This is a genomic window from Streptomyces sp. NPDC052079 (assembly GCF_040680275.1).
GTDB lineage: Bacteria > Actinomycetota > Actinomycetes > Streptomycetales > Streptomycetaceae > Streptomyces.
Genome location: NZ_JBFAWL010000002.1, coordinates 498,032 through 510,745, shown reverse-complemented (window position 1 = coordinate 510,745; position 12,714 = coordinate 498,032). Strand labels below are relative to the sequence as shown.

8 protein-coding genes, 2 tRNA genes and 1 pseudogene are annotated in these 12,714 nt (G+C 73.1%); 5 read left to right on the top strand and 6 right to left on the bottom strand.

Annotated elements, in window-relative coordinates; genetic code table 11:
- Positions 1-24: 24 nt before the first annotated feature.
- The 4 genes from AB0L56_RS06805 to AB0L56_RS06790 all read right to left on the bottom strand — a co-directional run bounded on the left by AB0L56_RS06805 (position 25) and on the right by AB0L56_RS06790 (position 4,346).
- A complete protein-coding gene (locus AB0L56_RS06805) occupies positions 25-1,548 on the bottom strand; it encodes an MFS transporter (RefSeq protein ID WP_361026970.1) in 1,524 nt (507 codons plus the stop codon).
- A 100-nt stretch (positions 1,549-1,648) separates the two neighbouring features.
- On the bottom strand, positions 1,649-2,389 hold the full coding sequence (locus AB0L56_RS06800) for a response regulator transcription factor (RefSeq protein WP_361026967.1): 741 nt from the start codon (positions 2,387-2,389) through the stop codon (positions 1,649-1,651).
- Between the two features lie 82 nt (positions 2,390-2,471).
- Positions 2,472-3,428, bottom strand: a complete 957-nt coding sequence (locus AB0L56_RS06795) for an amidohydrolase family protein (RefSeq protein ID WP_365419737.1) — start codon at positions 3,426-3,428, stop codon at positions 2,472-2,474.
- Positions 3,429-3,473: 45 nt separating this feature from the next.
- Complete coding sequence (locus tag AB0L56_RS06790) at positions 3,474-4,346, bottom strand: DUF2797 domain-containing protein (RefSeq protein WP_365419734.1); 873 nt, start codon at positions 4,344-4,346, stop codon at positions 3,474-3,476.
- A 282-nt stretch (positions 4,347-4,628) separates the two neighbouring features.
- On the opposite strand from AB0L56_RS06790, the gene AB0L56_RS06785 reads away from it, so the two are divergent.
- The 3 genes from AB0L56_RS06785 to AB0L56_RS06775 all read left to right on the top strand — a co-directional run bounded on the left by AB0L56_RS06785 (position 4,629) and on the right by AB0L56_RS06775 (position 7,132).
- Positions 4,629-5,066, top strand: coding sequence for a hypothetical protein (locus AB0L56_RS06785; RefSeq protein WP_361026961.1), 438 nt, complete (start codon positions 4,629-4,631; stop codon positions 5,064-5,066).
- Positions 5,067-5,131: 65 nt separating this feature from the next.
- Positions 5,132-5,593 (top strand): potassium channel family protein, encoded by a 462-nt coding sequence (locus AB0L56_RS06780; protein WP_361027163.1) that lies wholly within the window; start codon positions 5,132-5,134, stop codon positions 5,591-5,593.
- A gap of 141 nt (positions 5,594-5,734) precedes the next feature.
- The gene (locus AB0L56_RS06775) at positions 5,735-7,132 is read left to right on the top strand and encodes an FAD-binding oxidoreductase (RefSeq protein ID WP_365419731.1); all 1,398 of its coding nucleotides are present in this window, start codon (positions 5,735-5,737) and stop codon (positions 7,130-7,132) included.
- Between the two features lie 214 nt (positions 7,133-7,346).
- Here AB0L56_RS06775 and AB0L56_RS06770 read toward each other — a convergent pair.
- A tRNA-Arg gene (locus AB0L56_RS06770) sits at positions 7,347-7,419 on the bottom strand.
- Between the two features lie 186 nt (positions 7,420-7,605).
- Positions 7,606-7,696, bottom strand: a tRNA-Ser gene (locus AB0L56_RS06765).
- 207 nt (positions 7,697-7,903) lie between these two features.
- Between AB0L56_RS06765 and AB0L56_RS06760 the strand changes: the two are divergent.
- Positions 7,904-8,194 (top strand): annotated as a pseudogene (locus AB0L56_RS06760) (SSI family serine proteinase inhibitor); the annotation flags it as partial.
- A 216-nt stretch (positions 8,195-8,410) separates the two neighbouring features.
- Entirely contained in the window at positions 8,411-12,667 is a 4,257-nt protein-coding gene (locus AB0L56_RS06755) for a PAS domain-containing protein (protein WP_365419728.1), read from the top strand.
- Positions 12,668-12,714 lie beyond the last annotated feature (47 nt).

Genomic DNA, 12,714 nt, shown 5'->3' with positions numbered 1-12,714 from the left:
CCCGGGTCCGCGGGGATCCGGCTCTCAGGCCTTCTCCCCCGAGTCTGCCCGGTCCGCCCGGTGCAGCAACGCGGCCGCGATCAGTCCGCCGAGCAGCACGGCCACCGACCCCACCAGCAGACTCGTCTCCAGTCCCGCGGAGAACGCGTCGGTGATCCGCGCTCGCCCGCCGTCCGAGCCCGCCGCCGCCAGCGCCGCCGGGAGGGAGCCCGCTGCCACCGGTACCAGTGCCGCGAACCGCGCGTTGAGCACCGCGCCCAGGACGGCGACCCCGAGCCCGTTGCCGAACTCGGCGAGGGTGCCGTTGATCCCGGCGCCGACGCCCGCCTTCTCACGGGGCACGGAGCTCATCACCGCGTGCGCCATCACCGGGCTGCCGATCGCGGTGCCCGCCCCGATCAGGACCAGGCCGAGCAGCGTACCGGCGTAGCCGTGCTCGGTGAGCACCGCGATCGACACCAGCCCGGCCGCCATCAGCCCCATGCCGAGGGCTATGGCGAGCGGGGTGCCCAGCTTCGCCGCCCACTTGGTGCCCAGGCCCGTGAAGTTGAGGGCGACGACGGTCAGGGCCATGGGCGCGGTGCGCAGTCCCGCCTCCAGGGGGCCGTAGCCGAGGATGAACTGCAGGTACTGGGTGAGCAGGAAGAGCGCCCCGCCCATGCCGAAGGTGATCAGCACGAGACCGCCGACCGCGCCCGTGAACCGGCGGTTGCGGAAGAAGTGCGGGTCGAGCATGGGGTAGGGGATCCGGCTCTCCCAGTACGCGAAGGCGCCGAGGACCGCGGCCGCCACGGCCGCCGTGCCCAGGACCCGGCCGGAGGTCCAGCCGTGTCCGGGGCCCGAGATGATCGCGTACACCAGCGCCGCCATGCCGATGGTGGAGAGCACCGCGCCGACCAGGTCGGGACGGTCGCCCTGCCGGTTCCTGGACTCGGGGACGTAGGCGGCGACGGCGGCCAGGCCCAGGACCACCACGGGCAGGTTGACCAGGAAGATCGCGCCCCACCAGAAGTGGTTCAGCATGAACCCGCCGACCAGCGGACCGGCCGCGAAACCCAGCGAGTTGACGGCGCTCCAGATACCGATCGCCTTGGGCTGCTCCTCGGGCGTGAAGATCTGCATGACGACGGCGAGGGTCGTGGTCAGGAGCAGCGCACCGCCCACCCCCATGCCGGCCCGCGCCGCGATCAGCTGGCCCGACGACTGGGCCAGCCCGGCGACCAGGGATCCGGCACCGAACAGGGCCAGGCCCACGAGCAGCATCTTCTTACGGCCGTAGCGGTCGGCGGCGTTCCCCGCGGTGAGCAGCAGACCCGACTGCACCAGGGAGTACGCGTTGATCATCCACTGGATGTCGGCGGTCGACGCGTCCATCTCCCGGGTGAGCGAGGGGATCGCCACGTTCAGGACGGTGTTGTCCAGCAGCACGGTGAGCTGCGCGAGACAGATGACGCCGAGGATCAGCCAGCGCCGCGCATGGCCCTGTGGCGGCCGGTCCGTCCGGTCGGGGGTCCGGCCGGGGGCGTGCTTCTGGGGGGACGCGGTCATGTCGTACACCGTATAACGACCCTCGTACGGCGTACAGCGCGACCGGGTGCCCGTCAGTCGTCGGTCTCTCCTCGTCCGGGGCGCGGTCGTCGGCGTCCGGTCACGACACCGCGGGCTTGAGCATGTAGCCGGCGCCTCGCCGGGTGTGGATCATCGGCTCCCGGCCCGCGTCGATCTTGCGGCGCAGATAGGAGATGTACAGCTCGACGACGTTCGCCCGCCCGCCGAAGTCGTACGACCAGACGCGGTCGAGGATCTGGGCCTTGCTGAGCACGCGTCGCGGATTGCGCATGAGGAAGCGCAGCAGCTCGAACTCGGTGGCGGTGAGGTGGATGCCGTCCCCGCCCCGGGTCACCTCGTGGCTGTCCTCGTCGAGGGTGAGGTCGCCGACGACCAGCATCGACGCGGAGCGGCGGTCGGCCGTCACTGAGCGGCGGATCAGCCCGCGCAGCCGTGCGACGACCTCCTCCAGGCCGAACGGCTTGGTGACGAAGTCGTCGCCGCCGGCCGTCAGCCCGGCGGTACGGTCCTCGACGGCGTCCTTGGCGGTCAGGAACAGGACGGGTACGTCCGGCAGCTCGCGGCGCAGCCGCCCGAGGACGGACAGCCCGTCCATGTCCGGCAGCATCATGTCCAGGACGACGGCGTCGGGCCGGAACTCGCGCGCGGTCCGGACGGCGCCCTGCCCGTCCCCCGCGCTGCGGATCTGCCAGCCCTCGTACCGGAGGGCCATGGAGAGCAGTTCGGTGATCGACCGCTCGTCGTCCACCACCAGCACGCGGACGGGGCCCCCGTCCGGCCTCAGCGGTTCGATGCGCGTTCGGGGCGAGGTCGTGGTCATACCGCACACGGTGTCGACGGCCTCTGAGAGCACCCTTTCGGCAACCTGTGTTTTCGCTGAGAAACACGTCGGCGGCGACGACCTACGCCGTGCGCCCCGGCAGCACGGCGCCACCGGGCGGCACGGCCCCGCCCTCACCGCCCCGAAGGCCGAAGAGTGCCGCCGCGTTGTCGTGGCACACCCTGCGCAGCCACTCCTCGCCGAGCCCCAGCCGCTCGAGCGCGTGCAGCTGGTGGACGTAGGGATAGGGGATGTTGGGGAAGTCCGAGCCGAGCAGGATCCGGTCGCCGAGAGCGGCCAGCCGGGGCAGGGCACGCCGGGGGAACGGCGCCATGCGTTCGCTGAAGTCGGTGAACGCCATCGTGGTGTCCAGCCGCACCTCGCCGTACCGCTCGGCGAGGTCCAGGAAGTCCTCGTACTCCGGCATCCCGAGGTGCGCGACCACCAGCCGCAGCCGGGGGTGCCGGGCCAGCACCCGGGCGACCGGCTCGGGGCCGGTGTACTTGCCGGGCGCGGGGCCGGAACCACAGTGGATCACCACGGGGACCCCCGCCTCGGCGAGCAGTCCCCACGCGGCGTCGAGCGCCTCGTCCGCCGGGTCGTACGCGCCCACCTGCACATGCGCCTTGAAGACGCGCGCGCCCGCCTCGACGGCGTCCCGCACGTAGTCCGTGACGCCCGGTTCGGGGAACAGCGTCGAGGTGTGCAGACAGTCGGGCGTGCGCCCGGCGAAGCCTGTCGCCCAGTCGTTCAGCCAGCGGGCCATGCCCGGCTTGTGCGGGTACAGCATGGCGGTGAACGCCCGCACGCCGAACGTGCGCAGCATCGCCGCCCGTTCGCCCTCCTCCTTCCGGTAGGTGATCGGCCACTCGACCCCGCCGGTCAGCGGACCGAGCGCGTCGAAGTAGGCCCACACCTTGTGGAGCACCCGTTCCGGCATGAAGTGCGTGTGCACGTCGATGAGCCCGGGCAGCCCCAGCCCTTTCCAGAAACGCCGCACGTCGTCCGCTTCGGCACCCGTGTCGCGGTGATCGTTCATCCCGACACGATCACCCGTGACCCCGCCCGCCGTCCAGGGGCCGGGTCAGAACAGCCCGTCCTGCGCCGCCGCCGTCTCCTTCAGCGCCCTGACCGGCACGGCGAACTCCAGTCCCCCGGCCGGGACCAGGTCCCACCCGGTCAGCAGCCGGGTGTCCAGCGCCACGACCCCCTTGTCCGTCAGCAGATGGAGATCGGGCCCGGCCGCGGCCACCAGCTCACCGCTGACCGCGCCCCCGGCGACCAGTCCGGCGACCTCCCCCACGGCCGCCGACGCCCCCGTCAGGCCGAACACCTCCATGTGGTCGGCCGGCCGGCACGGCGCCGGGTCGAGCGACTCCGGCCACCCGCTCAGGGCAACCGCCCGCGCGTGCAGCCCGACGATCTCCGCCGCCCGTTCCTCCCTCGTGGCCGGGAGAGCCGCCCTCGCCGCCCGCTTGCCCGCATAGGGGATCCGGTCGGGCACCCGAAGCGCGGCGCGCAGCAGTTCCTCGGTGCGCCGCGCCGCCATCAGCGGTCCGGTGCCCAGCCAGGTGAAACAGACCGCGCCCTGTTCCAGCAGCCGCGCCGGCCCCCGCTCGGCCGCGGTGATCCCGACCTTGACCATCCCGGGCCCGAACCACGCCAGGTAGACGCGGTAGGGCCGCGGATCGTCCGCGAGGGTGTCGGCGGCCACCGAGTGCGCCCGGTCCAGCCGGGCGCACTCCTCGCAGCGCGCCCCCGTGCTCCGCGCCGGCACCGGCGCACCGAGCGGACAGGCGTGCCCCCGCGCCCCCACGCAGGTCCGCACTCCCCCTTCCGCGACCGCGAAGGCCACCCGTTTCCCCCAGGTCAGCGCGGAGCGCCGGCCGCCGTCCCACAGCAGCACGGGACCCTCCGCCGACCACCGCAGCCCCGAGCAGCTCCATGCCTGTCCCATCCCTGCCGAGACTAGAGGGCACCACTGACAACGGGTCCGCCCCCGACGGTTCAGCTCCCTCTATTACGTCCGCAGCACCGCGCGCTTCGCCGACTACGCCCCCGAGGAGAACGCCGTACCGCACGACTCGTTAACCCGCACCGGCGCGGTCGCGGCGGACTACCCGGAGGAGCACTGCCGCACCGGCTGACGGCGGGCACGGGCCGAGGTGCCGGATGCGATCAGGGGTGCCAGTCTGGATGAGGCAGCGCACTGCTCGGGGACGTCCGAAAGGCCGACAACATGACGAGCAATGTCAGCGGTACGCACCACCGGTCCGGGTGGGAGGCGGAGAGCCCCTGGGCGACGAGCTGGACGGCCGCCGCCGCGGTCCTGATGACGTTCGGTGGGATCATGGCGATCTTCCAGGGCATCGCCGCCATCGCCAAGGACGACGTCTTCGTCGCCACCCGCAACTTCACGTACGAGTTCAGCCTCACCGGCTGGGGCTGGGTGCATGTGATCCTCGGCGCACTGGTGGCCGTCGCCGGTCTCGCCCTGTTCACCGGGGCCACCTGGGCCCGCGCGGTGGGCATCGCGCTGGCGGGACTCAGCATGATCGCCAACTTCGTGTGGCTGCCGTACGCGCCGGTATGGTCGATCGTCCTCATCGTCATCGACGGCTTCATCGTCTGGGCCCTGTGCGCACCGCGTCGCGGAAGCCGCGAGTCCCGCGCCTGAGGCGCGCGTCCACGGCCTGGGACGCCCTCTGGCCCTGGCTGCTCCAGGTGGCCGGGGTGACGGTGATGGTCACCGCCTACTTCCTGCTGCCCCTGGACGGGCTGGGCCCGCGGCGTCCGGTGCTGAGCTGGCTCCTCTTCGGACTCGCGCTGGGAGTGATCGCCCTCCTGCTGCTGCGCCAGGTCGTGCACGTGCTGCTGTCCGTCCCGGGCGTCCGCCCGGGGATGGTCATCCCGCCGTTGATGTGCCTGTCCATCCTGGTCTTCGCGACCGCCTACCAGGGCCTGGCGCAGCACCCCGGCGAAGTCGACGGCATCGCCACCCGCCTGGACGCCCTCTACTTCACGCTCGTCTCCCTGGCCACCATCGGGTACGGCGACATCACCCCCCGCGGCCAGGCGGCCCGTCTGGTGACCGTCCTGCAGATCCTCTACACCTTCGTCTTCCTCACCGCGGCGGCCACCTCCCTGACCCGCTACCTCCGCGACGAGCTCCGCCGCCGCGAGACCCCCCGCCGGCCGGGCTGACCCCCGCCATGTCGCGAGCCAGTGTGACGCGCGTGACACTGAATTGAGGGGGGTTTCGATCCCTGGACGCCGTCGGCCGGGACGCCGGTTCCGTCCGCCGCGGCCATCCGGTTCCGCCATCTTCCCGAGGGGTGTCCGTTCATGAGCGGCCTGGACACAACTGCTCTCGACAACCTCCGTACCGCCCTGCGAGGACGTGTCGTCGCACCGCAGGACCCGGACTACGACGAGGCCCGCAGCATCTACAACGCCATGATCGACCGGCGTCCCGCCGCCATCGCCCAGTGCAGGGGAGTGGCGGACGTACGGACCACCATCGCCTTCGCCCAGGAGACGGGCGTCGATCTCGCCGTACGCGGGGGCGGGCACAGCGGGCCGGGCCTGTGCCTGATCGACGACGGGCTCACGCTGGATCTGGCTCCCATGCGCTGGGTGCGGGTCGACCCGTTGACCGAGACCGTGCAGGTGGGCGGCGGCAGTCAGCTGGGCGACCTGGACCACGAGACCCACGCCTTCGGACTCGGCATCCCCTCAGGCATCAACTCGACCACGGGCGTCGGCGGTCTCACCCTGGGCGGCGGACACGGCCATCTGACCCGCAAGTACGGGCTGACGGTGGACAGTCTGATCGGCGCGGACGTCGTCCTGGCGGACGGCAGCGTGATCAGCGTCTCCGAGAAGGAGCACCCGGATCTGCTGTGGGCGCTGCGGGGCGGCGGCGGCAACTTCGGCGTCGTCACCTCCCTCACCTACCGGCCGCACCCGGTGGACACGGTCGGGGTCGCGGCGACCGTGTGGCCGGTCGACCGCACACAGGAAGTGCTGCGGTGGTACCGGGAGTTCCTGCCTGCCGCGCCGGACGACCTCAACGGGTTCTTCGCGATCATGGCCGTCCCGCCCGGGCCGCCCTTCCCGGAGCCGATCCACGGCCGGAAGATGTGCGCCGTGATCTGGTGCTACACCGGTGACCTCACGGACGGGCGCCTGGAGGACGTGCTGTCCGTGGTCAACGACCCGGCCCCGCCGGCCTTCCACTTCACCACGCCCATGCCGTACCCGGCCCTGCAGAGCATGTTCGACGAGCTGGTCCCCAAGGGTCTGCAGTGGTACTGGCGCGGCGACTTCTTCGACAGCATCCCCGACGAGTCCCTCCCGGTGCACGAGCGGTACGGCCGGGCCCTGCCCACCGCCCTGTCGATGATGCACCTGTACCCCGTGGACGGGGCCGCCCACCGCGTCGACCCCGGCGAAACGGCCTGGGCCTACCGGGACGCCATGTGGTCCGGTGTGGTCGCCGGCATCGACCCCGACCCGGCCAACGCGGACGTGATCCGGCAGTGGTGCGTCGACTACTGGACCGATCTGCACCCGTTCTCCATGGGCGGTTCGTACGTCAACTTCCTCGGCGAGGCCGAGGGCCCGGAACGCGTCCGTTCCACATACCGCGACCAGTACGACCGCCTCACCGCGGTCAAGCGCACCTACGACCCGCACAACTTCTTCCGCGCGAACCAGAACATCCCGCCGTCCGCGGCCTGAGACCTCCGAACCGGATCAGGTTGGCCAGGGCAGCTGCGGCGGCAATGATCGCCACCCATATCTCGGTCACGGGGATCATCCTCCGAGGCGAGCAGGAGAGCTCTCCCCACTTCTCCAAGAAATCACGCGCCCGGGTGACTCTCTCAGTCGGATGTCTCGAAACAACTAAGAGCAGAGGCCCTGTGGATCACTCCACAGGGCCTCTGCTCCACTGTGCACTCGGCAGGATTCGAACCTGCAACCTTCTGATCCGTAGTCAGATGCTCTATCCGTTAAGCTACGAGTGCTTGTCTCTTCAGTTTTCTCGCCGCTCCCGGCCCTTCCGGCCCGCTCGCGGCGACAGGAAGAACATTACATGACTGCCGCCGCCATGTGAAATCCGTTTCGCCCACCCCTTGTGACCTGCGCAAACGCGGTTTCGGAGGGAGTGCGACGAAGCCCCGGCCGCTGGGGCCGGGGCTTCGTGATGAGGGCGGAGGCGGAGGGATTTGAACCCTCGATGGGCTTTAAGACCCAAACCGCATTAGCAGTGCGGCGCCATAGACCGGACTAGGCGACGCCTCCATGCACAGGCCTCCCGCGCGTGAGCGCGAGCGGGTCAGTGCGTGCCGATGATGACACAACCATGTGGGGTGTCACCAATCGGTCCCCACGGTACTAGGCAGGAAGCCCGCAGGGCAAAGCCCTTCCGGTCGGCACGTCGGCGTGGCGCACCATCCCGCGCGGTGGCGCGTTGATCAGGTGATGCCTCAGCTCGCCGTCGCTGCCTAGGTGCGCTGCCGGCCAGGCCCCGGCGGCAGCCATCCCGACCCCGCCGGGGCCTGCGCGGCCGTCGAGCGGAACCTCCGGTGGGGGGAGGACCCGTTCGCCCCGGTGCCGCGCGGTGCCGTCTGCACCATGTAGTACGGCGGACCCGCCACCGCCCGTGTCACCGGCACCCGGGCCATACGTCCCGTCGACGCGACGTATGACCGTACGAACGGATGCGCGATCGCCCGCTGGGACCGGCTCGTCCCCCTGGTGCCCGAGGCGCGGCGGCGAGTCGGGGCACAGGGGACGTAAAGGTCCCGCGAAGGTTCCGGTCGCGTCGGTGCAGGCAGCGCGCGTTCGGGGCGTACCGGGCGTCACATTGCGGTCACTTCCTGATGCGATGTCCGTCCGATCCGGCGCCGCGGGCGCAACCCCAGCCCTTAGACTCCCTCGCGTGACACGCTGCGGGCAGGTTGGCAAGATGGCCCGAGCGGTCGGCACGTCGCGGTAACAGGGAGGAAGCGTCTCGTGAGCAGCAGGCCATCCCGAGGCGCTGCTCGCCTCGCAGCCATACTGGACGCGCTTCCCGACGCCCTGGTGCTGGTCAACGCCAACGGGACCGTCGTCAACGCGAACACCATCGCACTGGAGGCCTTCGAGGCCCCGGGCACGGCCCTGGTGGGGCGGGGGCTGCTGGATCTGCTGCCGCAGTTCGACAGCAAGCTCATCCCGGGATCCATGCGGCGTCCCGACCACATCGACCCCCGCGGGCGCACCAAGCCGACCCGGATGATCGCGCGGCGGACCGACGGCAGCGAGTTCCCGGTCGAGGTCACCAGTGCCAATCTGGAGACCGGCCAGCAGGCGTACGACAATTACGGCTACACCGCCGACGAACTGCTGATGCTCGTCGTCCGCGACCTCTCCGGCACCGTCGACACCGAGGCCGAGCTGGCGCGTTCGCAGCGGCAGACCGAGATGATCCTGCGCGCCGCCTCCGAGGGCGTCGTCGGCACCGACACCGACGGACGGATCGTCCTCGTCAACCCGGCCGCCGCCCAGATCCTCGGCTACCGGGCCGGCGAGCTCGGGGGACGCGAGCTGCACACCCTCGTCCTGCACTCACGCGCCGACGGCTCCCCCTTCCCCTACGACGAGTCCCCGCTCGCCGACACCCTGCGCTCCGGGCGCAAGCACCGGGTGCGCGGGCAGGTGCTGTACGCCAAGAACGGCGACAAGCTGCCCGTCGACCTGACAACCGCGCCGGTGCGCGATGGCGACCAGCTCGTCGGCGCCGTCATGACCTTCCTCGACCGCCGCCCCTACGACGCCCTCGCCACGGAGAAGGAGGAGGCCGAGCGGGAGCACGCCGAGGCACTGGAGCGCCTCGCCGAGGAACACGGCTCCGAACTCACCGCCCTGCGCCAGAGCCACGTCACCGAGCTGGAGCAGCTCAAGGAGCGCCACGCGGAGGAACTCGCCGCCAACGAGGAGCGCTACGCCGCGCTCGGCGAGCGGGAGAAGGACCGCTACGAGGCCCTCGCCGCCCGGCACGACCAGCTGCTCACCCTGCTCGGGCAGTCCCTGCGGGGCCCGCTGGACGAACTGCGCCGCGAACTGTCCGCCCTGGCCGCCGACGACGCCGGACAGCTGTGGCCCGAGGCCAACCAGGTGCTCCACCACCTGTCGGCCGGTTACTCCCGCATCACCACGCTGATCGACAACGTCCTCGGCTACCAGCGGCTCGACGTCGGCGCCGAGCAGATCACCCGTACGAAAGTGATGCTCGACGCCGTCGTCACCGCCGGGGTCGACGGCGCCGTGGAGCTGATCGGTCCCGGCCGGGTGCAGTTCGCCGTGCACGCGCCGCCGATCGAGGCAGAGGTCGATCCGCGGCTGCTCGCGACCGCCCTCGCGCATCTGGTCGCGGACGTCGCGGGCGTCGACGCGACCGGCAACACGCCCCTGTCGACGGGCGGTTACCTCGACAACACGGTCGTGGTGGCGGCGGCGCAGCGCGGCGAGGTCGTCCGCATCGAGGTGCGCGGGCCCTACAGCGGCGGCGACCCGGTGCACGAGCCGATTGTGCGCGGGATCGTCCGGGCGCACGGCGGTGTGCTGCAGACACACGAGGTGCCGGGCATGAGCGGCAGCGCGTTCGTCCTCGAGGTGCCGATCGGTGCCGGGGCGGGGGCCGTGGCGGCCCCCGAGGCACCGGCCCCGGCCGAGGAGCCGGCTCCCGCCGCTCCGGCTGCCGCCGGCGGACGGCGCCGGGCGCGGCGTTCCTCCGTGGACGCCTTCCTGGAGAGCGAGGTGCCCGGCGCGCACGAGGACGCAGGGACCGGGACCGGGACGGGGACCGCGCCGACCGGCCGGCGCAGGCGCCGCGCGGCCCCCGCCGAGCCCGCGCAGGCACAGCTTCCGGCCCAGGCGTCCGCCGAGGGCGCGGTGGTGTCGGGCGGTACCGGACGCCGGCGTGGCCGGCCCGCCGAGGACGTGCCGGCCGGCACCGCGCTCGAGCTCGCCGGTGCCGGGGTGTCCGAGGGGGCCGTCGTCACCGCCGCGGAGCACGCGGCGGGGGCCGCCGCGTCGAACACGGGGCTGGGCGGGACCGTACCGCCGCAGGGGGTGCCCGCGCCCTCCGGGCGGCGTGCCCGGCGCGCGTCCGGCGATCAGCACGCGCTGCCGCCGGCGCTGCCCGCGTCGGCCGGCGGCGGGGACGGGGCCGCTGAGGTGGCTGTGCATGTCCCCGCCCAGGGTCAGGCGCCGGAGGAGGGCGCGGGGCAGCCGACGGGACGGCGGCGGCGTGCCCTGGCCGCCGCCACCGAGCGCGCGGCGGCCCAGGAGGCGGCGCCCCGTACGGTGTTCGCGCTGCCGCCGGCCGAGGCGGATCAGCCGGAGCGGGCCGGGCAGGCCGAAGCCGTCGGGCAGGCCGCGCAGCCGGGCACGGAGGCATCCGTGCCGCCCGGCGACGTTTTGGTCGACCAGGGCCGCCACGACGCCGTACCCCACGACCAGGCCGGTGACCACACGCCGCCGCAGCCGCATCCCACCAGCGCCCCGACGGGTCGCCGGCGGCGGGCCGTCGCCTCGCCGGCGGAGGCCGGGCAGGCGCCGGGGGCTCCGGAGCAGTGGGCGGCGGCAGCTCCGCAGGCGGGTCCGGTGGCACCGCAGGGTGCTCCCGTCCCGCCGCACGGGGCGTCCGTGCCCGGACAGGGCACGCCGGGGGCCGTCCCGGCGCAGGTGCCGCAGAACCAGCCTCAGGTCCAGGCCGCCGACGCCCCGGCACAGGCACAGGCAGCAGCAGCACCGGCACAGCGTCCCGCCGCCCAGCCGCTACCCGCCGAGGCCGCGCCCGGGCAGGGCACTCCCGCCGAGGGCACCCCGGCCCCGCAGTCCTGGCCCGCGGCCGGTGATCCCTCCGGCGCCGGTACGCCCGTACCGCAGCCGCAGCCGCAGGCTCCCGCACCGCCACAGCCGACGCCCGCCTCCGGCACCCCGCTGCCGCCCGAGGGCGCACCGGCAGCGGCGCAGCGGGCCGCCCAGCCGCTGCCCGCGGAGGCCGCGGCGCCGGCGGACGCGGACTCCACGCAGGGGCGGGCGATCAGCGTGCGGACGCTGGGCCAGGGTGTGCCGTTCAACCGGCAGGCCGCCCAGGTGCAGCAGCCGCTGCCGTCGGCCACGCCTCCTCCGCAGCAGCCCGGCGGCTCCGGCCGGCGCCGCAAGCTCGGTACGCGGCCCGACCCGGCCGCGGGCAACGAGCAGAACGGGCGCCCGCACCCGGCGGCCGAATCCGCGCCCGCCGCACCGGCACCGGCCCAGCGGAACGGGACCCCGGCACCGGCGGTCGCCCAGGCTTCCGCCCCGGCGCCGGCAGGGCCCCAGCCGCAGCACTCGCTCGCCGGTCAGTCCCGGCTCGCGCCCGCCACCGAGGCCGCCGGACGTTCGTACGCCATAGGGGCGCCCGACGCGGACGCCGCCGAGGGTCCCGAGCCGCTGGACGGCCCGGGCGGGGCCGTGGAGGTTTCGGACACGCCGCGTCCGCAGCCGATGGACGACGAGCTGCCGCCGGAGCCGCTGGACAACCCGCGCCGGCTGCTGGTGTGGCCCGCGCCGGACGTGGCGACCCAGCAGGCGCTGAGCGACCGGGGCTACCGGCCGGTGATCGTGCACTCGCGCGAGGAGGTCGACGCGCAGATCGCGGCGTTCCCCGCCGCGCTGTTCGTGGACCCGCTGACCGGGCCGATCACGCGCACGGCGCTCCAGTCGCTGCGCCAGGCGGCGGTGGCCGCCGAGGTGCCGGTGCTCGTCACGGCCGGGCTGGGACAGGCCTCGCGCGATGCCGCGTACGGCGCCGACCCCGCCGTACTGCTGAAGGCGCTCGCGCCGCGCGACAGCGAACAGCACCCTCCGCGGGTGCTGCTGATCGAGGAGCACGCGGAGATCGCGCTGGCGCTGACCGCGACGCTGGAGCGGCGCGGGATGCAGGTCGCGCGGGCCGCGAGCGACGCCGACGCGGTGGCGCTGGCGGGGCAGTTCCGGCCGAACCTCGTGGTGATGGACCTGATGCAGGTGCAGCGCCGGCAGTCCGGGATCGTGGACTGGCTGCGGGCGAACGGGCAGCTCGACCGCACGCCGCTGGTCGTCTACACGGCCGCCGTCGACCAGGCGGACCTGCCGCGGCTGGCCTCGGGCGAGACGGTGCTGTTCCTCGCGGAGCGGTCCACCAGTGCCGAGGTGCAGGAGAGGATCGTCGACCTGCTGTCGCGGATCGGCACCAACTGACCGGCGTCCGCCCCGCGAACGACGCGCGCCGGGCGGTGAGGGGGCGT